Genomic DNA, 24,332 nt, shown 5'->3' with positions numbered 1-24,332 from the left:
CCAGGCCCGGCTCGTTCCTCCCTGGAGTCCCCATGCGTTCGAGGTCGCGTCTTGCCGGACTGTGCGCAGTCGCCATGACGAGTGTCGTCGCGCTGTCCGCAGCCCTCACCCCCACCAGCTCCGTCGCCGCCGCCGCTGTGACGGCCAACGCGCTGCCGCTGCCGGCCCACGTCGTGGTCGTCGTGGAGGAGAACCACTCCTACGACGACATCATCGGCGACACCGCCGACGCCCCCTACATCAACTCGCTGGCCGACCAGGGCGCCCTGATGACCTCGTCGTTCGGCGTCAGCCACCCCAGCGAGCCCAACTACATGGCGCTCTTCGGCGGCAGCACCTTCGGCCTGAGCTCCGACAGCTGCCCGGTCTCCGAGGGGACCAAGGCGAACCTCGGCTCCGAGCTGCTCGCCGCCGGCGACACCTTCAAGGGCTACTCCGAGGGCCTGCCGTCGGCCGGCTCCACCAAGTGCACCTCGGGCAGCTACGCCCGCAAGCACGCGCCCTGGGCCAACTTCAGCAACATCCCGGCCGCCGACCAGCAGCCGTACACCGCGTTCCCCACGAACTACAGCTCGCTGCCCACCGTGTCGTTCGTGATCCCGAACCTCAACGACGACATGCACGACGGCAGCATCGCGCAGGGTGACTCCTGGCTGCAGAGCAAGCTGTCGAACTACGCGACCTGGGCGGCGGCCAACAACAGCCTGCTGATCGTCACCTGGGACGAGGACGACTACACCGAGAGCAACCAGATCCCCACCATCGTGGTCGGCGCGCACGTCGCCCCGGGCCAGTACAGCGAGACGATCAACCACTACAACCTGCTCGCCACCCTGGAGCAGATGTACGGCCTGGCCAAGGTCGGCTCCAGCAGCTCGGCCGCCCCGATCACCGACATCTGGAACTGATCCACCGGCGCGTAGCTCCGGCACCACGAGCACCCACCACCAGCACCCACCAGAAGCGCACCAGGCCATCGCCCGGTGCCCGGGCCACCCGCGGGCGTACGTCGCGTCCCCGCGGGTGGCCCGGGTGCGCCGGCCCGACCGAGGGACCCCGCCACCATGCCGGACCCCACACCGCCCCCGCCGCCGGACTCCGCCCCCCGCGGGCGGCTCGCCACCCTGCCCCGGCTGCGCACCGCGCTGGTCGGGCTGCTGGTGCTGGGCTCCGCCGCGCTGTCCGGCTCGGCGCCCGCCGACAGCGGCCCGCCGCTGCCCGGCGGCGCGCTCCAGGTGAACACCACCAGCTGCGGCACCGCCCCCGCGCACCTGCCCGCCGGCCGGGTCTCCTTCGACGTCACCAACGGCTCGAACGTCTACGTCACGGTCTACGTGGTGTCCGCCGACGGCACCCTCGCCTACGCCGAGATCCCCTGGCTCGGCCCGTACAAGACCCTCCCGCTGGCCACCACGCTGACCGGCGGCCAGTACGCCGTCCGCTGCGTCTTCTCCAGCGGCCCGGTGGTCAGCACCGGCACGGTCCAGGTCGACGGCACCGCTGCCGGCGCGGTGGCCGGCTACCTGCCGATGTCGGACAAGGAGCTGACCGCGCCGGTCAACGCCTACCGCGCCTACGTCGAGCAGGCGCTGCCCGGCCTGCTCGCGGCCGGCCGGGCCCTGGACGCCGACATCGCCCGCGGCGACCTGGCGGCGGCCCGCGCCGACTGGCTCACCGCCCACCTGGACTACGAGCGCCTGGGCGCGGCCTACAACTCCTTCGGCGACTTCGACACCGCCCTGAACTCGATGGCGAACGGCCTGCCGCAGGGCGTCGACAGCCCCGACTGGACCGGCTTCTTCGCCCTGGAGTACGGCCTGTGGCACGGCCGTTCCGCCGACCGGCTGCGCCCGCTGAGCCGACAGCTGGTCACCGACCTCGCCAACCTGATCGACGACTTCCCCAGCGAGGACACCGACCCCGGCACCCTGCCGCTGCGGGCGCACGAGATCCTGGAGAACTCCCTCCAGTTCCAGCTGGGCGGCATCGCCGACTACGGCAGCGGCAGCGCGCTGGCCACCCTGGGGGCCAACATCCAGGGCACCGAGGAGCTGATCACCGTCCTCACCCCGCTGATCAGCCCCCGCGACCCCGCTCTCCTCGCCCTGCTGAACACCCAACTCCCCGCCTACGCCACCGAGGTGGCCTCCTACCGGGCCGCCGACGGCAGTTGGCCGACACCGGCCCGGCTGACCACCCTCCAGCGCGCCCGCCTGGACGGGGACCTCGGCCGCCTGCTGGAAGAACTCGCCGTCCTGCCCAACCTGCTGACCCCGAGGAATCACGCATGACCGCGCCCGACCCCGCCGCCGCCGACGGCCAGGCCGTCCCCGCGCAGGCCGTCCCCGCCCAGTGCCCGGTGTCGGCCCCGGCGCTGCACCGGCGCGCCTTCCTGCGCCGCGCCGCGATCGGCGCCGGGGTGGGGGCGGGGGCACTGGCCGGGGCGTTCGCGGCGACCGCCGCCGCCGACTCCGCCACCGGCTCGGGCGCCGGGCCGTCCGGCCGGACGATCCCGTTCCTCGGCCCGCACCAGGCGGGCATCACCACCCCGCCGCAGGCCGCCGCCACCTTCGTCGCGTGCGCCGTCCTGGCCGGCGACCGGGCCGCCCTGGCGGACCTGTTCGCCACGCTGACCGAGCGCATCCGGGTGCTGACCACCGGCGGCCCGGTCCCCGCGACCGACCTCGCCTCGCCGCCCACCGACAGCTCCACGCTGGGCCCGGTGCTGCCGGCCGACGGCCTGACCGTCACCGTGGGCGTCGGCGCCTCGCTCTTCGACGGCCGGTACGGGCTGGCCGCCCGCAAGCCCGCCCAGCTGGTGACGATGCCGGTCTTCCCCGACGACGACATGGTCGGCTCCACGGAGCTGCACGGCGACCTCTCGCTGCAGATCTGCGCCGACTCGCGCGACACCGTGATGCACGCCCTGCGTGACATCACCAAGCACACCCGCGGTGCCCTCCAGCCGAGTTGGAAGGTGGACGGGTTCCACGCCGCACCGCGCCCGACCGGGACCCCGCGCAACCAGCTGGGCTTCAAGGACGGCATCGCCAACCCCGACACCGCCGACCAGAGCGTGGCCGACGCCGTGCTGTGGACCCACGGCGGAGCGAACGGCGAGCCGGCCTGGGTCGAGGGCGGCTCCTACCAGGTGGTGCGGATCATCCGGATGCTGGTCGAGTTCTGGGACCGGGTCTCGCTGCACGAGCAGGAGACGATGATCGGCCGCCGCCGCGACTCCGGCGCACCGATGGACGGGACCACCGAGTCCGACATCCCGAACTACGCGGGGGACCCGCAGGGCCTGATCACCCCGATGAACGCCCACATCCGACTCGCCAACCCGCGCACCACCGACACCGCGAACCAGCAGATCCTGCGCCGCGGTTACAACTACGAGCGGGGTCTGGACCGGGACGGCAACCTGGACGTCGGCCTGCTGTTCTGCTGCTACCAGCAGGACATCGCACGGCAGTTCGCCACCGTGCAGCAGCGGCTGGCCGGCGAACCGCTGGTCGACTACATCTCCCCGACCGGCGGCGGCTACTTCTTCGTCCTCCCCGGGGTCAAGGCCCCCGGCGACCACCTCGCCGCCGCCCTGCTGGCCTGACGGTCCGTCACCCCACCTGGCCGCCCGGCCGGGTGGGGCCGAACTCGTAGGAGCTCCAGTTCTCCGCCGCCCGGTAGCCGAGCGCGCGGTTGATGGCCAGCATGTGCGCGTTGTCGGCGTTGTTGAAGGTCTGCACCCACCTCGCCGCGGGGAACTCGTCGAGCATCCACAGCGTCTGCGCGGCCTTGAGCCGCAGGCCCAGCCCGTTGCCGCGGTGGGCGCGGACCACTCCGGTGTCCCAGATGTCCAGGGCCAGCGGCCCCTCCGCCGCACTGCTGAACACGGTGAACCCGCCGATCTCGCCCGCCGGCGTCACGGCGGCCAGCACATGGCGCCGGACGCCGGCCAGGACGGACAGCCGCTCGCGCTCGCGCAGCCCCTCCAGATCGTGCGCGACGTGCTCGTACACCAGATCCCCCTGCGGGGCGTCGGCCATCACCGCCATCGCGGCGCAGAAGGAGCCGGCCAGCTCGTCCGGGCAGTGATCGGTCCACCGCACCAGCCGGTATCCGGCGTTCGCGTCCGTGGCGGCGGCGGCCTCGGTCATCCGGGAGCGCGGGACACCGGCGAGGTCCAGTACGGACCTGATCATCTCCTCGACCCGCCGACCGCCGTACGCGGCGACCACCGCGTCCACCGGCACGGTCGACGCGCCGTTGACGACCACCCGCGGCCGCCCCACCGCCGCGCTCAGGGCCAGCACCTCGGCGTACAGCGCCGCGCCCAGGCCGCGCCGGCGCGCCTGCGGGGCGACCCAGACGGAGGCGCCCATCAGGTCCGGGTTGGCGTCCTCCTCCCACTCCACGAGGGCCATCGCGTCCGCGGTCCGCGCCTCGTCGTCGGCGAAGGCCGCGAACACCCGCAGGACGGCGTGGTGGTCGGGAAAGCACCGCATCCGCAGCCTGGTTGCCGAGAGAAGGGGGAAGCCGGGCATCTGCTCGTTGAACACCGCCTGGGCGACCGGTAGGACGGCGCTCAGGTCCTCGGCCTTGTCGGCCGGACTGATCTCGCGAATCACCATCGGCCCAAGAAAGCACGCGCCCACGGCACGGCGCCACCGCATTTCGCCGGTCCCGGAGGAGACCCCGGGGCCGGCTCAGGCGCCGGCGCCCGCTGCGGTCGCCTCGGGGTCGAACTCGGTCCGTTCCTCCACCGTCACGGCGTCGGAGACGGCCTGGCTGGTCATCGCGCTGCGCACCGCGACCACGTAGACGACGAGCGAGAAGACGGCCACCACCACCAGGTCCCACCAGTCGGCGATCGTGTTGCCCCCGCCGTACCGGCCCAGCCGGCCGATCAGCACGAGCCCGCCGAGCCACGGCCAGACCCAGAGCGACGCCCGCCAGTGCAGCGCCTGGCGTTCCTCCATCGGGGTGCTGAGCCGGGTGACGGCGAAGACCACCAGGCCGAAGACCATCGTCAGCCCGAGCTTCCAGTCCGCCTCGTAGCCGGACCAGTAGATGATCAGATTGGCGGAGACGAACGCGATGGGTGACAGGACGCGCCAGGCGGGCAGGTGGTACGGACGTGGCCGGTCGCCGTCCCGCAGGCGCAGCGCGTGCAGGGCCACCGGCGCGAAGGCGTACATGATCGCCGTCGCCGAGGTGACCAGCCCCACCAGCGACTGCCAACTGGGGAACGGCAGGAAGGCGATCTCACCGACGACGAAGGCCAGCAGCACCGAGATCCACGGGATACCGCGCCGGTCGATCCGGGCCGTGTGCGAGGGGATGGCCCGCTCGTGGCCCATCGCGTACGAGAGCCGGGAGGCCGTGGCCACGTAGACCAGGCCGGTTCCGGCGGGGGAGATCACCGCGTCGATGTACAGGATGGTGGCCAACCACCCGGCGCCGGCGGCCGTCGCCAGCGTGGCGTACGGGCCGAAGTCGCCCTTGCCCACCGGGTTGGCCCAGCCGTGTGCCACGTCGGCGGGGTTGATGGCCGCGATGAAGGCGACCTCCAGCAGCAGGTACACCACCGCGCCGATCGCCATCGCCGCGATCACCGCGCGCGAGACGTCGCGCTGCGGGTCGCGCGCCTCGCCGGCCATCTGGATGGCCTGCTCGAAGCCCTGGAGGGCGAAGACCACGCCGGCCGGCAGCGCGGCGAAGACGCCGTGCGCGCCGTAGGGAGCGAAGCCGCCCCCGGCGTGGAAGTTGCCTGCGTGGAAGGTCAGCGACATCAGCACCACGACGGTCAGCAGCGGCACCATGGTCTTCCAGATCACCGCGACCGAGTTGGTGTGCGCCAGCAGCTTCACCCCGACCAGATTGATGATCGTGAAGAGCGCCATGAACACGCTGGCGATCAGCACGCCGACCCCGGTGAGCGTGCCGTCCGTGTGCAGGATGGTCACGTTGGATTCCACCCAGCTGATGTGCGAGGTGTACGACAGGGTCGCCTCGACCTCGATCGGCGCGATGGTGACCGCCTGCACCCAGGCCATCCAGCCCGCCGCGAAGCCCGCCAGCGGCCCGAAGGCGAAGAACGGGAAGCGCGCCGTGCCGCCCGCCACCGGGTACGCCGCACCCAGTTCGGCGTGCACCAGCGCCAGCACGGTCAGCATCGCCGCGGCCAGGATCCAGGAGATCAGCGAGGCCGGCCCCGCCACCGTGGCCGCGGTCAGTGCGCCCAGCAGCCAGCCGGATCCGATGATCGACCCGAGGGAGACGAAGAGCAGTCCCCAGAAGCCGACGTCTCTGCGCAGCCGGCCCGTCGTGCCCGAGCCCGCCGTACCGCTGGTCGTCGTCGCCACAGCCGTCACCTTCGTTTCGACAGGCCCCCGGCTGTCCGGAGGGAGTTCGCGCGCCACGCCCGTCACGGGCCCACTCCCATGGAACGACTGGCGACGCGGTGCCGCAAGGCACGCGCACCACCGGATCTCGGTCAAGGAGGATTCGTGCAGTGATTCGGTGCACCGGATCCGTGCGGCGCGGCTTCCCCGGCGGAGTGAGCGGTGCCACTGTGGTCAGGGCGAGCCGCGCGGTCGCACGGGAACGCGAGGAGGACCAATGTCCGAGAACCTGCGGGACCCCGCCGCGGCCGTGATCGACGTGGGCGCCCTCACCAAGCGCTACGGGCCGACGGTCGGGGTGGAGGAGCTCGACATCCGCGTCGGAGCGGGCGAGGTGTTCGGCTTCCTCGGCCCGAACGGCGCGGGCAAGACCACCACGATCCGCTGCCTGGTCGGCCTGCTGCGGCCGACCTCGGGACGCGTACGGGTGCTGGGTCTGGACCCGGTGGCCGACCACCGCAGGCTGGCCCCCTCGCTCGGCTACCTGCCCGGTGAGCTGCGGCTCTACCCCGAGCTGACCGGCGGGCAGACCCTGCAACTCCTCGCCGACCTGCAGGGCGCGGCCACCCCCCGGCGCGCCGAGCTCTGCGCGCGGCTGGGGCTGACCGCGGCGGACCTGCGGCGCGCGGTGGGGGAGTACTCGCGCGGGATGAAGCAGAAGCTGGGGCTCGTCCAGGCGCTGCAGCACGATCCCGCGCTGGTGGTCCTGGACGAGCCCTCCGAAGGACTCGACCCGCTGGTCCAGGAGACCTTCTTCGAGCTGCTGGCCGAGGCGAGGGCGGCCGGCCGGACGGTTTTGCTCTCCAGCCATGTGCTGCCCGAGGTGCAACGGGCGTGCGGACGGGTGGCGATCGTCCGGGCCGGGCGGCTGGTGACGGTGCAGAGCGTCGCGGCGCTGCGCGAGGTCCGCGCCCGCCGGGTCCGGCTGACCTTCGCCGACGGCGCCGGGCCGCGCCCGCTGGGCGCCGCCGAGAGCTGGTCGCCGCGCTGGCAGGGCAACCGGGTGGAACTGCTGATCCCCCCGGGCGAGGTGGTGGGCGCGTTGCGCGGCCTGCTGGCCCTGCCGGTCGAGGATCTGACCGTCGAGGAGGCCGGCCTGGAGGAGGCCTTCCTCGACCTCTACCGCACGCCGACCGACCAGAGCACGCCGACCGACGAGCCGGGGGAGCAGCGATGAAACACCGGTACCCGTTGCTCTGGCTGGCTCTGCACCGTCGGCGCCGGATGCTGATCGCGCTGCTTGTCGGCATGGCGGTCTTCGAGGCCCTCATCGTGGTCATCACGGTTACCGTCTCGCCCCAGGAGCTCTTCGCGGGCGGCGGCCGCACCCCGCCCGGCGCGTTCAAGGCCTTCAGCGGATCCACCGGCGACGTGTCGATCGCCAGCTATCCGGGCCTGCTGGGCGGCGGGCTGGTCCACCCGTTCTGGATCGCCCTGCAACTCACCGTCATCGGCTCGCTGGCCGCGGCGGCGGTGGCCGCCGACGTCGAGTCCGGCACGATCGAGCTGCTGATGGTCCGCCCGATCTCCCGCAACCGCCTGTTGGCCGAGCGGACGGCGGCCCTCGCCCTCGCCTCGCTGGCGTTGAACGCGGTGGCCACCGCGGTGGTGGCCGTCGGCGTCCTGCTCTCACCGCAGCTGCACCAGGCGGTACCGCTGAGCGGGGTGTTCGTCGCGGGACTGCTCGGCACGGCCTTCACGCTCTGCCTGGCCGGCCCGGCCCTCGCCGTCTCGGCCGCGAGCAGCCGCCGGGCGGCCGTGATCGGGGCGACGATCGGGTTCGGCGCGGTGGGCTTCGCCGTCAACTTCGTCGCGCTGGCCTGGTCGAAGGCCGCCGGGCTGCGCTTCGTCAGCCCGTTCCACTACTACACCCCCGGCGACGCGCTGGCCCACGGCACCGTCCCGTGGGGCTCGTTCGCGGTGCTGACGGCGGTGGGCCTGCTGGGGACCGCCGCGGCCTTCCGCCTGCTCGCCCGGCGCGACCTCGCCCCGTAACGGGGTTGATGCGTCGTCACATCAGGCTTGTGCTGGGGTTGTTGGCACTGCTGGGCCCGAACTCGTGCAAGGCGGCCTCCACCACGGCGTTCAGGCTGGCGTGGTGGGCGCCGCGCCAGTAGACCTGTCCGCAGTCGGCGCACTCGGCGAAGACGTCGTACGAGTGCTCGGTGCCATCGCGCAGCCGTCCGTGCAGGGAGGCCTTGGTGGCGTGGTGGAGCAGGCCGTTGCAGGACGTGCACCTGCTCCAGGGGACGATCGGGGGCGCGAACCGGGAGAGGACGTCGCGCAGTTGCTCGGCGGGGCGGTGGCTGTAGACGTACCCGCCGGCCCAGAGCTCGCGTCGGCGCAGCAGTCCGCGGTCGCGGGTGAGCATCACGCGCTGCTCGGCGGCCGAGCGCGCGGCCAGAGCCGCGTCGCCGACGTCCGGGTTCTCGTAGGCGGCGTCGATGCCCAGCAGGCGCAGCCGCCGGGTCAGCGTCCCGAGGTGGATGTCGAGCAGGAACCTGGGCGGTCCGGCGAGCTGCTGGGGCCTCGTCACGCCGTGCACCGCCACCTCGTCACCGTCGGCGGGGACGTGGGCGTCGGGCACCGGCCGTCCGCCCACCAGGAGCGCGCCGACCTCGGTGAGCGGCACCCCGAGGGACTCCACGACGTGTCCGAGCGTCGAGGCGCCGTCCGTCCTGACCGTCGTGCGCCCCTCCCGGCGCGGCGACGCGACGAAGAGCCGCAGCTCGGGGGCGAAGCTGATCCCTATCTCCGGTCTGTCCACCAGGCCAGCATGCCAGCGCACCGCGTCCCGCTGCCAACCGTTTGCGGTCGGTCCGAGCGGGGACGCGGTGCGCAGGTCAGCGGGCCTCGGAGCCGGTCAGCCGACGGTGATGGTGAACGCGGCGCTGCTCCTGGCCGGATCGGGGCTCGCGTCGGGGCCCGCCACGGCGACCCGCCCCCCGCTCAGCTTGCCGCTGGGCGTACCGGCCGGGATCACCACCGGGATCAGCGCGGTCGCCGTCCGGCCCGAGCCGAGGCCGCCGGCGAAGGTGCAGGAGACGGTGCGGCCGGCCGGGAGAGGCTTGCAGGAGGCTGGGAAGAACGGGGTGGCCGCGGAGACCTCGCGGGGCAGGGTGACGGTCACCGTGAACGGATTCTGCGCCGTGCTCCCGCCCTCGTTCGCGACGAAGGCGTGCACGACCGTCCGCCCGCCCGCCGGTGCGGGCTCCGGATTCATCGGGACGACGACGAGCGCGGCCGGGGTGGCGGGGGCCGCCGCTGCCGCCGTCGGCGTGCCGGCGAGCAGCAGCGCCGCGCACCCTGCGAGCAGCGCCTTCCGGACCGGGACCGAGAGCTGGGACAACGTCCTCACCTGCCTGACTGAGAGTTGGGGTTGACGGTCCGACAGGCCGTACCAGGGTCCATGCTCGGGCCCGGCGGTCCCGGTCGCCAGGCGGAGCCGGTCCCCGTCACCCGCCGGGGTGAAGCGGCGGCTCAGGACGACGGCCGGGCCGTCGCGTCGCCGCCGGCCCGTGCCCGTGCCCGGGCGTACCGGGCGGCCAGCGGACCGTACGTCAGCCCGTGGACGAGCAGGCTCATCAGCACCGTCATCGTCATCAGCTGGCCGACCAGATCGGCGGCGTGCGGGTCGAAGGGGGCCAGGCTGATGAAGGCGAGCAGGCCGAAGACGATGGACGCCAGGCCGCGCGGCCCGAGCCAGGCCAGCAGCAGCCGGTCGGCCAGGTCCAGGCCGCTGCCCACGAGGCAGAACAGGACGGGGGCGATCCGCACCACGGTCAGCGACAGTGCCGCGTAGGCCACCACCAGGCCGTCGAAGTCGCCGGTGAACGCCTGGGTGACGACCTCCCCGAAGACGAACCAGAGCGCCAGTGAGAGCAGCGTCCCGGTGTCCTCGACCAGGTGCAGTGCCCTGGGGGCCAGCGCGCGGGCGTGCGGAGCGAAGCACAGGCCGGCGACGAACGCGGCGATGAACCCGTTGCCGTCCAGCAGGACCGCCAGCCCGTACGCCATCAGCGGCAGCGCGACGATCCCGAGCCGTACGGCGGCGGGCTTGGTCCAGCCCGCCCGCCAGGAGTGCTGGAGCAGGCGTCCGCCGGGCTTGCCGACCAGGACGCCCGCGAGCACGGCCCAGAGCAGCGCGTCGAGCGCGTGCCCCAGCGGTTCGGCGAGCGGATCGGGGACCGGACCGTGCGCCTCGGCGCCCGCCAGGCAGAGCAGGAAGACCGGGGCGACGATGCCGTCGTTCAGCCCGCTCTCCACCGTGAGCACGCCCCGCAGCCAGGACGGCAGCCGGGTGTCGCGGATCAGCTCGGCGGCCGGGGCCAGGTCCACCGGCACGGTGACCGCCGCGAACACGGCGGCCAGCCACCAGCCGTCGGACGGGAACAGCAGGGCGCCCACCAGCGTCCCGGCGAGGAGGGTCAGCGGCAGCGCGAGGACCAGCAGCCGGACCAGCAGACGGCGTTGCCGGCGGACGGCCCCGGCCGGGACGTCGGTGGCGTCGACGAACAGCAGGACGGCGAGGATGATCTCGACGGCGCGTTCGGCGTCCGAGGTGCTCAGGCTGATCTGGATCACCGGATGCGGTCCGACCGTCAGCGCCACGCCCGCGGCCGTCATCGCCACCGGCGCCGTCACGCTCCAGCGCGTCAGCCGGCCGGCCACCAGGGCCCAGGCGAACAGCGTCCCCATGCTGACGACCAGCGCGATCACGGACGCACCTGTGCTTTCCCCGGTACGGAGCGGACGGTGTCGAAGCACTGCCGATGCTAGGGCCCACCGCCCCGGCAGCGCGTGGCGGCGCACCGGACCGGGCGGGGTGCCTGCCCGTCCGGGCACCTTCCGGCGCACGGTGTGACCGAACCGGCGGATCGGCCCGTCCTGGTGGCTGAGCGGTTGTGCGTGGCCCCCTCTGCCGGGGACGCGGGCCGCCGGTCCGTCCCCGCCGGGGCGGGCCATGCCTGTTGACGGAGCGTGAGATCTTGTCCCAGCAGTCCTCTTCTCCCACCCCCCGCCGGGTCCGGGGCGGTGCGCTGACGGCTGCCGCCGCCGCTGCCGCGCTGGTCGTGGCGGGCGCGGTGGCACCGGCCGCGGCTGCCGCGAGCCCGGCCCGCACCGACCTGCCGTCGGCCGTCCCGAGCTGGACCTCGGGCGCCCAGGCGCCCACCGATTCCGGTGCGGCGCCCGGCAGTTGGACCATGTCGCTGCGGGTCTACCTGGCGGGGAAGGACCCGGTGGGCCTGGCCCGGGAGGCGAAGGCGGTCTCCGATCCGGCCAGTTCCGACTACGCCCACTATCTGACGCCCGCCCAGCTCGTCCAGCGCTACGGCACCACTCCGGCCCAGACGGCGAAGGTCACCGCCTGGCTCAGCGGCTTCGGGATGACCGTCACGGGCGCGAACGCCCACTACCTGAGCGTCACCGCCACCGTGGACGAGGTGCAGAAGGCGTTCGCCACCACGCTGCACAGCTTCACCCGTCCGTGGAGCGTCGGCTATGCCCCGGTGAGCGGGGTGTCCGTGCCGGCCGCGCTCGGGCACGACATCACCACGGTGATCGGTCTCGACAACTCGACGGCCCACGAGCCGTCCACGCCGTCGACGTCGCCTGCCGCCCCCACGCCGTCCGCCGCGCCCAGGTCCAGGGTGGCCAAGGCCGCGGCGCAGCCCCCGACGGCGGCCGGCGTCGTGCCGCAGGCGTGCTCGCAGTGGTGGGGCCAGAACAGCTCGACCATTCCCGCCGTGGGCGGCCGCACCACCGCGCTCGACCAGGTCTGCGGCTACACGCCGCAGCAGATGCGCGACGCGTACGGGGTGACGAACAGCCCGTACACCGGCAAGGGCCGCACGGTCGCCGTCCTGCTGGACGGCGCGCTGCCCACCATGGAGGCCGACGCCAACCGCTTCTTCACCTCGCACGGCGTGCCCGGCTTCGCCCCCGGCCAGTACAGCGAGAACTTCGGCCCGAACTTCGCGGCCAGCTGCGGCACCACCTCCAACGGGCTGGAGGAGTCGATCGACGTCGAGTCGAGCCACCTCGCCGCCCCGGACGCCAAGGTGGTCTACGTCGGCGCCGACTGCACCGCCGACGAGGGCTACGGGGGTGGCTCGCTGGCCTTCCTCGACGCCTCGACCCGGATCGTCGACCAGCACCTCGCCGACGTCGCCACCGACTCGTTCAGCACCGCGGAGTACGCCGCCACGCCCACCACGATCGCCGCCTGGGACCAGATGTTCCAGCAGGGCACCCTGGAGGGGATCGGCTTCGACTACGCCTCCGGCGACTTCGGCGACGGCTTCACCGGGGAACCCGCGGGCACCCCGGCCATGGTGGTGTTCCCGGCCTCCGACCAGTGGGCGACCTCCGTCGGCGGCACCACCCTGGAGATCGGCAAGAGCGGCCGGGTGACCGGCGAACTCGCCTGGGGCAACGACGCTGCCCAGCTCAACGCGCAGGGCACCGGCTACCTGACGCCGCCGCCCGGCCAGTTCCAGATGGGTTCGACCGGCGGGCGCAGCAACCTGATCCCCGAGCCCTGGTACCAGAAGGGCACGGTCCCCACGGCCCTGGCCACCGCCGGCGGCACGGCCCCGGCCCACCGCGAGCAGCCGGACATCTCGGCCGACGCCGACCCCGCCACCGGCTGGCTGGTCGGCTACACCGTTCCCGGCGGCGCCTACACCGAGGCCATGGGCGGCGGCACCAGCGGCTCGTCCCCGCTGATCGCGGGCCTGGAGGCGGACGCGGGCCAGGCGGCGGGCCACGCCCTCGGCTTCGCCAACCCGCTGCTCTACTCGATGCGCGGCACCGCGGCGATCCACGACGTCCTCCCGGCCCCGGCCGGCCAGGCACCGTGGGTGCAGACCTACCAGGCGGACTGGGAGCACCCGGGCGGCTTCCTCACCTACCTGTCGCTGTTCGACCAGGACAGCACGCTGAAGGCCACACCGGGCTACGACGCCGCCACCGGGCTCGGCTCGGCCACCGCGGACTTCGTCCGCTCCTTCGCCCGGCACTGACCCGCACGGTGACCCGGCCCGCCCACCGGCGGACCGGGTCAGCGGCCGGTCAGCGCCGGGTCAGCGGGCCGGTGCATAGTCAGTGGCACAGGGACGAACCGCAGCAGGCGGGCGGGACGCTCCCGGGAGAGGTGCCCGGAGTGGCTTATCGGGGACCGGGGCTCTGGCCCCGGTCGGGCGCAAGCCCACGCAGGTTCAAATCCTGCCTTCTCCGCCGCAGCAAGACAGTTGGAACCTCGCACCGTCAAGGGCGCGGTGCCCGGACGCCGGGTCCGGCGCCGCCGGGCGGGGCGCGGTCGTCAGGCCGGCTCGGTCCGCTCCGGCCTGCCCGGCCGCAGCAGCCCGGCGATGGACAGGGCGCCCCAGCCGACCGACACCGCGAGGGCCATCGCCCGGTGGCGGCGGGCCGGGAGGGCGGTGGCGAGCAGGGCCGCGTCGCCGAGGTCGGCGGCGATCCGCACCAGCGTCGCCGTCCGCAGGCTGCGCTCGTCGGGGGCCAGCAGCATGGCGAGTCCGCTCGCGGCGTCGCGGAAGGCCAGCGGGCGCAGGCAGGTGGCGGTGGCGGCCGGGACGGTGCCGTCGGGCGCGGCGAGGCCGGAGGGGCGGGCGAGGAGTTCGGGGCGCCGGGTCACCGCGAGGCCGTAGACGGCGGTGGCCGCACCGATGGTCCTGAGCAGGCGAGGGTTCACGGCGGGAGCCTCCGAGGGGTGGGGCGGGCAGTTGCTGTCCGTACCGAGCCTCGCTCGCGTGCCCCGCCGCCGCATCCCGGCACACCGTTGCCTCGCGTGGCGCGGCGCTGTCGCCGCCGGGAGCCGCTATCACTGAGCCAGAGGCAGCACGGCGACGAGGCCGGCAGTGACGGCGCAGACAGGAGGGCCCGGTGGGCGGAGCAGCCGCAGTGGACGTGATCGTGGTCGGGGCGGGGTTGGCGGGGCTGGCCTGTGCCCAGGACCTGACCGCGGCGGGTTTGCGGGTGCGGGTCCTGGAACGGTCGGACGCGGTGGGCGGCCGGATGCGGACCGACCTGGTGCGCGGCTTCCGGCTCGACCGGGGGTTCCAGGTGTTCAACACCTCCTACCCGCAGGTGCGCAGGCGGGTCGACCTGCGGGCCCTGCGCCTGCACGCGTTCACCCCGGGCTTCGTGCTCGCGGGCTCCCGCGGCCGCTACCGCTTCAGCGACCCCACCCGCAGGCCGGACCTGGCGGCCGACCTGTTGCCCGGGCGGTTGGCCCCGCTGCGCGACGTGGCCGCGCTCGGCCTGCTCAGCGCGCGGGACATGGTGCTGCCCCCCGCCCTGCTGCGGCGCGGCCGCGACGTCCCGACGAGGAACGCGCTGGCGGCGGCGGGAGTCTCGGCCGCGACCGTCGACGCCGTCCTGCGGCCGTTCCTGGCGGGGGTGTTCCTGGAGGACGAACTGCACACCTCCAGCCGGGTGTTCCATCTGGTGTGGCGCAGCATGCTGCGCGGGACGCTCTGCCTGCCGGAGGAGGGCATCGGGGCGGTGCCCGCCCAGCTGGCACGGGAGTTGCCGGTCGGGACGCTGCGCCTGGGCGTGCCGGTGGCCGAACTGACCCCGGACGGCGTCCGGTTGGCCGACGGATCGGAGGCGGCCGTTCCCTCGGTCGTCGTCGCGACCGAGCCGGCCGAGGCCGCTCGCCTGCTGCCGGGGCTCGCGGTGCCCGCCACATCGGCGGTCACCACGCTCTACCACGCGGCGCCGGTCAGCCCGTTGCGCGAGCCCGTCCTGCTGGTGGACTCCGACCGCGAACTGTTGAACAGCGTCGTGCTGTCCGAGGTGGTCCCGGGCTGCTCGGGCGACGGTCGTGCGCTGGTGTCGACGTCGGTGCTGGGGGACCGGGCCGACGAGGCGCGGGTCCGGGCCCGGTTGGCCGAGCTCTACGAATGCGACACCTCCGACTGGGAGCACCTGGCTGACTACCGGATCCCGGCCGCGCTGCCGGCCATGCCCGCGCCGCACCCGCTGACCCGCAGCAGCCGGTTCGCCCCGGGGCGCTACGTCTGCGGTGACCACCGCACCACGAGTTCCGTCCAGGGCGCACTCGCCTCCGGGGCCCGCGCCGCACGGGAGTTGCTGGCCGACCTCGGCGGCGTGGCGTCGGGTGCGGCGGTGCAGGGGAACGGGTCCGGCACGATCGGGTGATCTTGGGGGCGGTGTCGTGTCCTCGGCGAGGCGGGGCGGGTTGACCGGGTGGTTCCGACTTCCGGATCCCAACTGTTCCCAACGTCGATGGAGTTCCCGTGGATCTGCCCACCAGCCAGCCCACCCCCGCCCCCGGCCGCCCCGGGCCTTCGCGGCGTACCGTCATCGGTTCGGTCGCCGCGGTCGCCGCGGTGGCGGGCGGCGCCGGCTTCGTCGGCCGGGCCTCGGCGCAGCCGACCTCGAACGGTTCGGCCGGTTCGGGTGGCAGCGGCGGTGGTGCGGACGAGGCCCAGGGGCGTGACCTGGCACGCAAGATGCTGCTGGTCGGCGACGACGAGCAGAGCGACCTGAAGCTCGACTACCTGAAGATCCTGATCGACGGGCGGATGCCGGCCCGGGCGGCGCGCAAGAAGGTGCTGGTCGTCGGCGCGGGTGTGGCGGGCATGGCGGCCGCCGGTCTGCTCAAGGCGGCGGGGCACGACGTGGTGATCATCGAGGCCAACGGCAGCCGGGTCGGCGGCCGGGTCAAGACGTTCCGCGGGATCTTCCAGGACAAGGCCCTGCACGCCGAGGCGGGGGCGATGCGGCTGCCGGACTTCCACCCGCTGGTCCTGGCCCTGGCGGACAAGCTCGGCCTCAAGCGGCGGCTCTTCTACAACGTCGACGTGACCCCGGGCGCGAACGCCGTCGGCGACATCCCGCCGGTGTCCTACAGTTCGTTCACCGGTGAGACCTGGAGCAACGGCGACACCGGGCGCCAGCGTGCGCCGTTCACGCCGCCCACCGCCAACTTCCGCACCAAGATCTCCGTCAACGGCGCCCAGACCACCCGCGCCTCCTACGCCCAGTCCCCGAGCGCCGTCAACGCGACCTTCGGCACCGCGCTGACCACCACCACGTCGGCCGCCGTCGACCGGGCGTTCGCGGGCGTCACCGTCCCGGACGGCCCGATCGCCGACCAACTGGCCGCCTGGTCCACCATCTTCCAGAAGTACGACGGCTACTCCACCCACCGCTACCTCGTCGAGGAAGCCGGCTGGGACCTGCCCACCATCCAGGCCGTCGGCACCCTGGAGAACATGACCTCCCGCCTCCACTACTCCCTGATCCCCACCCTGATCGACCACTCGGTCATCAGCCCCACCAACCGCTACTGGGAGTTGGAGGGCGGCACCGACACCCTCACCCAGGCGATGGCCGCCCCGCTCCAGGCCGAACTGCGCCTGGGCCGGCGGATGACCCGCCTGGTGCAGACCGACAGCGGCGTCCGGATCGAGACCACCGCCGAGAGCGGCGACGAGGAGTCCTGCGACGGAGCGCCGACCGACCCGGTCGAGGTCTTCGAGGGCGACTACGCCATCGTCACCGTCCCGTTCAGCGCCCTGCGCTTCTGCGACATCCAGCCCCTGATGTCCTACCCGAAGCGCCGCGCCGTCAACGAGCTGCACTACGACTCCGCGACCAAGGTCCTGCTGGAGTTCAAGACCCGCTTCTGGGAGAACGGACCGAACGGCTTCACCGGCGGCGGCTGCGTCGCCGACAGCGCCAGCCGCTTCACGTACTTCCCCTCGCACGCCCCCGACGGCTCGCCGGGCGGTGTGGTGCTGGCCGCCTACACCTGGTCCGACGACGCCATGCGCTGGGACTCGCTCACCCCCGGCGAGCGCTACGCCTTCGCGCTGAACGACATGGAACGTCTCTTCGGCCCCAAGGTCCGCACCGAGTTCACCGGCGTCGGCGCCACCCAGTCCTGGGCCCGCGCCCGCTACGCGCTCGGCGAGGCGGTCATGTTCACCCCCGGCCAGCTGCACGAACTGCACCCCGCGAGCCGCACGGTGGAGGGCCGGGTGCACTTCGCCGGTGAGCACACCAGCCTGAAGCCCGCCTGGATCGAAGGCGCGCTGGAGTCCGCGGTCCGCGCCTTCCTGGAGGTCCACCCGCGCTGAGCCGGCCCGCGCCGGCTCCCGTGCCGGCTCCCGTGCGGAGCGCCTCTGCGCGTCCGCACGGGAGCCGGGCGTCCCAGCCGGTCAGCTGAGCAACTCGGCCATCCTGTCGGCGAACTGGGTGAGCCGTTCCAACGGCGCCCCACTGCGCGCGATCCGGAAACCGTGGCGGCGGCCGTGGAACGCGGCCTGGACGGCGTGGAACTGGGCCCAGCGCCGGGCGCGTTCGCGGTCGAGTTCGGCGGCCTCGGTGAAGACGTCCAGGGCGCGGCGCAGAGCGCCGGCCAGATCGTCCGCGCCCAGCAGCGTCAGTGCGCGCGCCTTCAGCAGCGTGCCGCTGTCGTAGGCCCGGTCTCCAGCACAGCCCTTGGGGTCGACGGCCAGCCACGGTTCGCGGTCGGCGCGCAGGATGTTCCTGGCGTGCAGGTCGCCATGGACCAGGGTGTCCGGCTGGTCGCGGCCCAGCTCGCGGACGGTCGCCACGGCGCAGCCCAGCACGCGGGGTGCCAGCGTGTGCGGCAACTCCCGGGAATCCCGGTGCAGTTGTTCCTCCCAGGCGTCGGCCCGCGCGCGCAGCCGCGGCAGGCCGGGCGGCGCGGGAACGGCCAGCCGGTGGTTGAGCCGCCCCGCGACCGTCATCACCTCGTCGCCGTCCTCGACCTCCGCCAGGGTCGACGCCCGGACCCGTTCGAGCAGCATCGCGAACCGCGTCCCGTCCCGCTCGTACAGCCGGACGGCGCCGCGCCCGTCCCAGGCCGCGAAGGCGTCCGGCTCGTGGACGTTGCCGGGGTGCGGAAACGACACCTTCAGCACAGCCGCATCCCCGCACGCGCGCCGCACCGGGACGATCACCCCGACGCCCCCGTGCGCGACCTCGCCGTCCGGCACACACTCCCAACGCTCCAGCAGCTCCGCCACGATCCCGGGCAACTCCGCGAGCCACGCCGCCCCGCGCTCGCCCTCGCGCTCGACGGTGGCGCGCGCGAAAAGCTGCGGTGTCTGGAACATCCCCGCACCCTACGCCCCGGCCCGCCGATTTCAGGGGGATCCAGCTGGAGCTGTCGCTGCCAGTAGGGAAGACCGGAATCTATGATCTGTTCCGCCGGTGGCAGCGCGACGGCATCTGGACGCGGATCCGGGAGCAACTGCAGGCCCAGGCCGATGCGCAGGGTCTGATCACCTGGGACGTGAGCGTGTGTCCCCCGCATCGGACCCGGACGACCGCCGAACTTCGACAAGGAGGACTACAAGGAGCGCCATGCGGTGGAGTGCGGGGGGCTGTGACCAGCACTTCGCAGCAGGCCCCAGCTCTCCCTCTCTTCGTTGCCGAACCCCGCGTGCAACCTCCCGCGGCGCGGCGTCCGGCCGTTTCCGGCCTTCCCCCATGGGCAGGTGAGCGTGAGGCTCTGGACGCCATATGCCGATGAGCGATATATATAGCCGCATGACAGAACGCTCCATGCAGGAGCCGACGCTGCTTCTGCTCACCGCACTGGCCGACGCGCCCAGGCACGGCTACTCCCTGATCCAGGAGATCGCCAAGATCTCGGACGGCCGGGTGAAGGTGCGCACCGGCACGCTCTACAGCGCGCTGGACCGGCTGCTCCAGCAGGGGCTGATCCGGATCGAGCGCGACGAGGTGATCGACGGCCGCGCCCGCCGCACGTACGCCCTGGCCGACGCCGGGCGGGCCACGCTGGCCGCCGAGGCCGACCGGCTGCGCGCGGTGGTGGCCGAGGCCGACCGCCGCCTGAGCACCATCCGTCCGACGGCCAGGGGGGCCCTCGCATGAACACCGGCACCACCGGCACCACCGGCACCACCGGCGCTACTTCGCGGGGGCTGCGGCTGGCCCTGCGGGCCTACCCCGCCGCCTACCGCGCCGAGTGCGGCGAGGAGATCACCGCCGTCCATGCGGACTGCACCGAGGGCGCCGGGCGGCTGGCCACCGCCCGCGAGACCGCCGGCGTCGCCGCCTACGGCCTGCGCGTCCGCACCGGCCTCACCGCGAGCGGCACCGGCGGACGCCTGCTCGCCACAACCGCGCCGCTGGCCACCGCTCTGGCCCTCGGCCGCTACGTGCCAGGTCTGTGGTACTTCCCGCAGAGCTGGCGACAGGCCGTGGTCGACCCCTCCCTCGGCATGCAAGAGGCCGCGGGCGGCCCTCTCGTCGACTGGCGCCCCGAGCTGATCACCTCGGCCATGCCGGGCGTGCTCTGGCTGCTGGTCGTGGTGGCCGCTCTGTTCCGCAGGTGGACCGCCGCCCGGATCCTGGCCGCCATGGCCGGAGTTGCCGTCATCACCGACTGCCTCGTCAGAACCCACATCATGCGGACATGGGCTGAGGGCTCGGCGCCGGACTACGGCAACTTCGTCCTCTGGGGCGGAGCCGGCGTGGTGTGGTCCCTCCTGGTCCTCGCCACACCCGGAGACCTGCTCGACAGCACGGTTCCGCGCCGGCCGCGCGCCGCCGTCCTGCCCGTCCTGCTGCTGCTCCCGGGCGTCCTGCAGAGCAAACTGCACGCCATCACAAACCCCGAAGCGATGCTGAGCGTGGTCTGCATCCCACTGGCCCTGCTCTCGCTCGCCTTCCTGCGCTGGGGCCGACTCCTGCCCGCCGCGACCGGACTGGCCGTCCTCCCGATGGCCCTCGGTGTCGTCGTGCCCGGCTATTTGCCCTCCACCGGCGACGCCGGCTGGGATGCCCGCGACTGGGTCGCCTCGGACCTCGTCGGCATCGACCTGCTCGGTGAGTACGTCCTCGCAGTCACCCTGGCCGTCCTGGTGACAGCAGCGGCCGTCCGCTATCTCAAGCACACGGCGGACGCCCCGGGCCCGCTCGGCACGGCGTAACCCACCCCACACGGTGAACGCCGCGCACGACCTCCCGGGTCGGCGCGGCGTCCCGCTTAACGGCAAGAAGATCCGTCGCTGGGCGAAGAACAACAACGTCCACCTCTGCTTCACCCTGACCAACACCGCCTGGGCGAACCCGATCGAGGCGCACTTCGGCCCCTTGCGGCAGTTCACCCTGGCGAACTCCCACCATCCGAACCACACGGTCCAGACCCGCGCGCTGCACGCCTATCTGCGGTGGCGCAACGCCAACGCCCGCCCCCCGACGTCTTGGAAGCCCAACGCAGGGAACGCGCCGCATCCGCAGCGAGAAAGGCATTCGCTGGGGCGGCCGACCACTCGCGTCGCCAGCATGACCGCACTGCCCGCCCGTAGCCGAACAATGTCAGGGGCGGAGCGCCACCAGGAGATCAACCACGTAGCTCTCTTCCACCTCCTCGCGGGGAAAGAGCCTGCCCAGCCGCTCACGCTCATCGACGAAGAACGCATGACGGGCGGCCTCTTCAGGACGAGGAATGCCGACCGGCTGCCGATGTTGGCGAGATGCATGTCCAGCGAGACGGTGCGGCTCCAGCGCACCTGCCGGCGCACAACCCGCAGCCCCGTCAACCCCGCCAGCCGGATGGCATCGCTGTCCGAAGGGCGCACCGCAGACCTCGGCTTGACCCCGCAGTGGCGCGCGATGCGCCCGTGCTGCTCGCGGATCCACGGCACGTCGAAGGCCGTGGTGTTCCACCAGATCGTCAGCGCACCGCCCGCTTCCAGGACACGCAACGCCTCCGGGACGGACCGGCCGGGATCGGTCCACTGCCAGGACTGCGCATACGTGATGAGGTCACAGGAAGCTGACGCCAACGGCAGGGCATTACCGTCACCCCTCACGACCGGCACGCCCGGGAGTGCCCGGCGGAACTCACCAGCCATGGCCTCACCTGGCTCCACCGCGATCACATCCGCTCCCCGCTCCCGCAGCAGCACGCTGGCGATTCCGGTACCCGCGCCGACATCGGCAACCCGGGCACCCGCCAAACCACGGCCTGCGAACTCCTCGATGGAGTCAAAGAGCTCGGCTGGATAGGAAGGCCGACTCGCCGCGTACTGAGCCGCGGCTACATCGAACGACTGGGCGCGAGAGCTAGCGGTCATACCCTCATCATCGCCCCCCGCGCCAAACATTCGACCACCGCCGACCCGGTGAACCTTCGCGGTCACGGTACTGGCGAGGAACCCTGTGCCTTCAGGTCCGGGAGGAATCGCTTCCTGGGTCCTGGCGACGCGGAGCGGCGCTGTGTCACTGCGGGTGTTTCCGGTTCTCGATGTACTCCTTGATGATGTTGTGCGGTGCGTCCCCGCAGGACGCGGCGAGGTAGGACGGGGACCAGAAGTGCGCGTCCCATGGGTACCGTCGGATGTGGTCCGGGTGCTCCTGCCGCAGGCGCCGGGCGGAGACGCCTTTGAGCGAGCCGACCAGGCGCGACAGGGTGGCCGTGGACGTATCGGCGGTGGCATTCGAACGCGGTGTCCCGCGTGAGTACGAGTTGCGCAAGCACACGACTAGCCTGGCGGCATGCGCGTACATCCGATGCTGAACGGGCCGGCCGTCGAGGGACCCGCCCCGGAGGTCGCCGGGCTGGAGGCGGTCGCCGGGCTGCTGGGCGGGCGCGGGGTCGTGGTCCTGAGTGGCGCCGGGCTCTCGACTGAGTCGGGTATTCCCGACTACCGGGGTGCCACCGGCAGCCTGCGCCGCCGCACGCCGATGACGTACCAGGAGTTCGTGGCCGACGAGGAGGGCCGCCGCAGGTACTGGGCCCGCAGCCACGCGGGCTGGCGGGCGATCGCCCGGGCGGAGCCCAACGCCGGGCACCGGGCGGTCGAGGCGCTGCGCCGCAGCGGGCACGTGTCGGCGGTGATCACCCAGAACGTGGACGGGCTGCACCGCGCGGCGGGCACGCTCGACGCGGTGGAGCTGCACGGCGGCCTCGACCGTGTGGTGTGCCTGGGCTGTCGGCGCTCCAGCGGGCGCGAGGAGCTCGACCGGCGGCTGCACGCGCTCAACGGCGCCTTCCGGGACGCCGGTTCACCGCTCAACCCGGACGGGGACGTCGAGCTGCCGGGCGCCCTGGTGGACGGGTTCCGGATCGCGCCGTGCGAGGTGTGCGGCGGGATCCTCAAGCCGGACGTGGTCTTCTTCGGCGAGAACGTCCCCAAGCCGCGCGTCGAGCGGTGTTACGCCCTGGTCGACGCGGCTCGTGCGGTGCTGGTCCTCGGGTCCTCCCTGACGGTGATGTCGGGCTTGCGCTTCGTGCGGCACGCCGCGCGCGCCGGCAAGCCCGTGGTGATCGTGAACCAGGGCCCGACCCGCGGGGACGCCCTCGCGACGGCCACCGTCGCGCTGCCGTTGGGCGCCGCGCTGACCACCGTGGCCGAACAGCTGGCGGGGGCGGGTCAGGCGCTGCCCTGACAGGCCGCTCCCGCCGCTCCGCCCGCTGCCCCCGCGGCGTGGGCGGGATGGTCGGCGAGTGCGAAGTCCAGGCGCAGCCCGTCCGGTTCGGGAACGGCGCCGGTCAGGGTGACGCCGGTGGGCAGCGACGGCAGGGTGAAGGTGCGCGGCGCGAGTTGTCCGGCGGAGGCCCGGCCGGCGAGTGCGGAGACCGGCAGGTCGCGTCCGAGGACGACGGCGTCGGTCGGGGTGACGGTGACCCGCCCGTCCTGGGCCGTCACCGTGGAGCGGACGGTCACCGGCAGGCCGAGGGCGCCGACCGTGGTGGCGGCGTCGAGCGTCGAGCCGTCGCCGCTCAGCGTCGGGGTCGCAGCTGTGGAGGGGGCCGTGGATGCGGCTGGGGACTGGGCTGCGAGCCGGCCGGCGAGCTGTCCGTAGTCGACCGTGGCCAGCGCCGTTCCGGCGCGGTACGAGCCGTCGCTGCCGACCTCGTGCAGGGTGGCGCTGACCTGGGAGGTGATCCCGCCGCGCTGGACTCCCCGCGCGGAGACGGAGACCGTGCCCAGGTCGCCGGTGAGGGCCCGCAGACCGCCCAGCGGCTCGTCCAGCGAGGCGGTGACCCGGCCGTGCGAATCGAGCACGCAGCCGGCCCGGGCGGCGATGCGCTGCCGGGCGGTCGAGCCGGCCACCTGGTCGAGCAGGCCGACGGCCGTGAGGGCGAGGGCGAGGGCGAGGAGGCCGAGGGGGAGCGCGAGAGGCCGGCGGATGCTCATGCCTCGGCCATCAGGTCGAAGGCCACGGGCAGCAGCGGCAGGAACGCCCCTACCGGGTAAGGACCTTGGCTGCGCCGCCGGCGCGCCGTGCGGATGACGGCGCGCGCGGCGGCCAGCGCGGTGCCCGCCACGACGGCGGCCCGCAGGTCGGCGTCCGGGCCCGGCGGGAGCCGGCGTTCGACGGCGGCGGTCAGGCGCTCCTCGAAGGTGACGAACTCCTCGACCAGTCGCGCTGCCACCAGCGCCTGGACGTCCTCCCCGGGGTGCGCGAACGCGGCCAGCCGCCAGGCCGCCGGGTTCTGCACGGCCGCCAGCAGGGCGGCGCGCACCGCGACGCCGGGCGCCTCGTCCGAGGGCCTGCGGTCCAACTCCGCCTCGACCTGGTCGAAGAGTTCGACCAGGTCGGGCAGCAGCACGCTCTCCTTGCTGTCGAAGTAGCGGAAGAAGGTGCGCTCCGAGACGCCGGCCTGCTCGGCGATCTCGGTGACCGTGGTGCCGGCGAAGCCGTGCTCGGCGAACAGGCGCAGTGCCACGTCGCGCAGCAGTTGGCGTGTCTGGGCCTTCTTGCGCTCCCGCAGCCCGCAGTCGGCAGAGCTGCCGGCGGGATCGGCGATGGAGTCGGCGATGGGGTCGGCAGCTGGGGTGTCGTCCATGGACGCCAGGCTAGCAAATGTGTCATGGCTGTCAATTGACAGTCCTGACACTTTCTTGGTTGTCTGGCACCGCCCGG

Annotated in this window: 20 protein-coding genes, 1 tRNA gene and 3 pseudogenes; 13 read left to right on the top strand and 11 right to left on the bottom strand. The window is 73.3% G+C overall.

Going from position 1 to position 24,332, the window contains the following annotated elements:
• Positions 1-74 precede the first annotated feature (74 nt).
• The 3 genes from BS80_RS01880 to efeB all read left to right on the top strand — a co-directional run bounded on the left by BS80_RS01880 (position 75) and on the right by efeB (position 3,610).
• Positions 75-908 (top strand): alkaline phosphatase family protein, encoded by an 834-nt coding sequence (locus tag BS80_RS01880; protein ID WP_035791872.1) that lies wholly within the window; start codon positions 75-77, stop codon positions 906-908.
• Positions 909-1,064: 156 nt separating this feature from the next.
• Positions 1,065-2,291, top strand: a complete 1,227-nt coding sequence (locus tag BS80_RS01870) for an EfeM/EfeO family lipoprotein (protein WP_051965670.1) — start codon at positions 1,065-1,067, stop codon at positions 2,289-2,291.
• The gene (gene efeB / locus BS80_RS01865) at positions 2,288-3,610 is read left to right on the top strand and encodes an iron uptake transporter deferrochelatase/peroxidase subunit (protein WP_083974076.1); all 1,323 of its coding nucleotides are present in this window, start codon (positions 2,288-2,290) and stop codon (positions 3,608-3,610) included. The genes BS80_RS01870 and efeB overlap by 4 nt, the downstream gene beginning before the upstream one ends.
• A 7-nt stretch (positions 3,611-3,617) precedes the next feature.
• Here efeB and BS80_RS01860 read toward each other — a convergent pair whose 3' ends face one another.
• Positions 3,618-4,631, bottom strand: coding sequence for a GNAT family N-acetyltransferase (locus BS80_RS01860; protein ID WP_035791868.1), 1,014 nt, complete (start codon positions 4,629-4,631; stop codon positions 3,618-3,620).
• Between the two features lie 75 nt (positions 4,632-4,706).
• Entirely contained in the window at positions 4,707-6,365 is a 1,659-nt protein-coding gene (locus BS80_RS01855) for an APC family permease (protein ID WP_035791866.1), read from the bottom strand.
• 256 nt (positions 6,366-6,621) lie between these two features.
• On the opposite strand from BS80_RS01855, the gene BS80_RS01850 reads away from it, so the two are divergent.
• Together BS80_RS01850 and BS80_RS01845 are read left to right on the top strand one after the other, a co-directional pair.
• Positions 6,622-7,581: an ABC transporter ATP-binding protein gene (locus BS80_RS01850; protein ID WP_035791864.1), complete on the top strand. Its 960-nt coding sequence runs from the start codon at positions 6,622-6,624 to the stop codon at positions 7,579-7,581.
• Positions 7,578-8,399, top strand: a complete 822-nt coding sequence (locus BS80_RS01845) for an ABC transporter permease subunit (protein ID WP_035791862.1) — start codon at positions 7,578-7,580, stop codon at positions 8,397-8,399. Before BS80_RS01850 ends, BS80_RS01845 begins: the two co-directional genes overlap by 4 nt.
• A 16-nt stretch (positions 8,400-8,415) precedes the next feature.
• On the opposite strand, the gene BS80_RS01840 is transcribed toward BS80_RS01845, so the two are convergent.
• The 3 genes from BS80_RS01840 to BS80_RS01830 all read right to left on the bottom strand — a co-directional run bounded on the left by BS80_RS01840 (position 8,416) and on the right by BS80_RS01830 (position 11,123).
• Positions 8,416-9,171, bottom strand: coding sequence for a Mut7-C RNAse domain-containing protein (locus BS80_RS01840; protein ID WP_035791860.1), 756 nt, complete (start codon positions 9,169-9,171; stop codon positions 8,416-8,418).
• Between the two features lie 96 nt (positions 9,172-9,267).
• The gene (locus tag BS80_RS01835) at positions 9,268-9,753 is read right to left on the bottom strand and encodes a hypothetical protein (RefSeq protein WP_035791858.1); all 486 of its coding nucleotides are present in this window, start codon (positions 9,751-9,753) and stop codon (positions 9,268-9,270) included.
• Positions 9,754-9,884: 131 nt separating this feature from the next.
• Positions 9,885-11,123, bottom strand: a complete 1,239-nt coding sequence (locus BS80_RS01830; protein ID WP_051965667.1) for a cation:proton antiporter domain-containing protein — start codon at positions 11,121-11,123, stop codon at positions 9,885-9,887.
• A gap of 269 nt (positions 11,124-11,392) precedes the next feature.
• Between BS80_RS01830 and BS80_RS01825 the strand changes: the two genes are divergently transcribed.
• Complete coding sequence (locus tag BS80_RS01825; RefSeq protein ID WP_051965662.1) at positions 11,393-13,429, top strand: S53 family peptidase; 2,037 nt, start codon at positions 11,393-11,395, stop codon at positions 13,427-13,429.
• A gap of 125 nt (positions 13,430-13,554) precedes the next feature.
• Positions 13,555-13,643 (top strand) — tRNA-Gln (locus BS80_RS40285).
• An 85-nt stretch (positions 13,644-13,728) separates the two neighbouring features.
• Here BS80_RS40285 and BS80_RS01820 read toward each other — a convergent pair.
• Positions 13,729-14,118, bottom strand: a complete 390-nt coding sequence (locus BS80_RS01820; protein ID WP_035791856.1) for a hypothetical protein — start codon at positions 14,116-14,118, stop codon at positions 13,729-13,731.
• A gap of 191 nt (positions 14,119-14,309) precedes the next feature.
• Here BS80_RS01820 and BS80_RS01815 point away from each other — a divergent pair, with 191 nt between their 5' ends.
• Both BS80_RS01815 and BS80_RS01810 read left to right on the top strand, forming a co-directional pair.
• Positions 14,310-15,590, top strand: coding sequence for an NAD(P)/FAD-dependent oxidoreductase (locus BS80_RS01815; RefSeq protein ID WP_051965661.1), 1,281 nt, complete (start codon positions 14,310-14,312; stop codon positions 15,588-15,590).
• Between the two features lie 98 nt (positions 15,591-15,688).
• On the top strand, positions 15,689-17,536 hold the full coding sequence (locus BS80_RS01810; RefSeq protein WP_232246309.1) for a flavin monoamine oxidase family protein: 1,848 nt from the start codon (positions 15,689-15,691) through the stop codon (positions 17,534-17,536).
• 81 nt (positions 17,537-17,617) lie between these two features.
• Here BS80_RS01810 and BS80_RS01805 read toward each other — a convergent pair whose 3' ends face one another.
• A complete protein-coding gene (locus BS80_RS01805) occupies positions 17,618-18,541 on the bottom strand; it encodes an aminoglycoside phosphotransferase family protein (protein ID WP_035791854.1) in 924 nt (307 codons plus the stop codon).
• 436 nt (positions 18,542-18,977) lie between these two features.
• Here BS80_RS01805 and BS80_RS01800 point away from each other — a divergent pair, with 436 nt between their 5' ends.
• The 3 genes and pseudogenes from BS80_RS01800 to BS80_RS42320 all read left to right on the top strand — a co-directional run.
• Complete coding sequence (locus tag BS80_RS01800) at positions 18,978-19,325, top strand: PadR family transcriptional regulator (protein WP_035791852.1); 348 nt, start codon at positions 18,978-18,980, stop codon at positions 19,323-19,325.
• Positions 19,322-20,386, top strand: coding sequence for a hypothetical protein (locus BS80_RS01795; RefSeq protein ID WP_035791850.1), 1,065 nt, complete (start codon positions 19,322-19,324; stop codon positions 20,384-20,386). Before BS80_RS01800 ends, BS80_RS01795 begins: the two co-directional genes overlap by 4 nt.
• A gap of 67 nt (positions 20,387-20,453) precedes the next feature.
• A pseudogene (locus tag BS80_RS42320) lies at positions 20,454-20,745 on the top strand (IS630 family transposase); the annotation flags it as partial.
• A gap of 29 nt (positions 20,746-20,774) precedes the next feature.
• On the opposite strand, the pseudogene BS80_RS01790 reads toward BS80_RS42320, so the two are convergent.
• A pseudogene (locus tag BS80_RS01790) lies at positions 20,775-21,535 on the bottom strand (class I SAM-dependent methyltransferase).
• Positions 21,536-21,680: 145 nt separating this feature from the next.
• Positions 21,681-21,869: pseudogene (gene tnpA, locus BS80_RS01785) on the bottom strand (IS200/IS605 family transposase); the annotation flags it as partial.
• An 87-nt stretch (positions 21,870-21,956) separates the two neighbouring features.
• Here tnpA and BS80_RS01780 point away from each other — a divergent pair.
• Positions 21,957-22,850 carry an NAD-dependent protein deacetylase gene (locus tag BS80_RS01780; protein ID WP_035791848.1) on the top strand — a complete coding sequence of 298 codons (894 nt, stop codon included), beginning with the start codon at positions 21,957-21,959 and terminating at the stop codon, positions 22,848-22,850.
• Here BS80_RS01780 and BS80_RS01775 read toward each other — a convergent pair.
• Entirely contained in the window at positions 22,835-23,602 is a 768-nt protein-coding gene (locus tag BS80_RS01775; RefSeq protein ID WP_035791846.1) for an LmeA family phospholipid-binding protein, read from the bottom strand. The two genes, BS80_RS01780 and BS80_RS01775, sit on opposite strands and share 16 nt — an antisense overlap.
• Positions 23,599-24,255 (bottom strand): TetR/AcrR family transcriptional regulator, encoded by a 657-nt coding sequence (locus tag BS80_RS01770; RefSeq protein WP_083974193.1) that lies wholly within the window; start codon positions 24,253-24,255, stop codon positions 23,599-23,601. The genes BS80_RS01775 and BS80_RS01770 overlap by 4 nt, the downstream gene beginning before the upstream one ends.
• Positions 24,256-24,332 lie beyond the last annotated feature (77 nt).

It is taken from the genome of Kitasatospora mediocidica KCTC 9733, from assembly GCF_000744225.1.
GTDB lineage: Bacteria > Actinomycetota > Actinomycetes > Streptomycetales > Streptomycetaceae > Kitasatospora > Kitasatospora mediocidica.
Note: the sequence above shows the minus strand (reverse complement) of the source record. Positions and strands in the feature narration are given on the sequence as shown.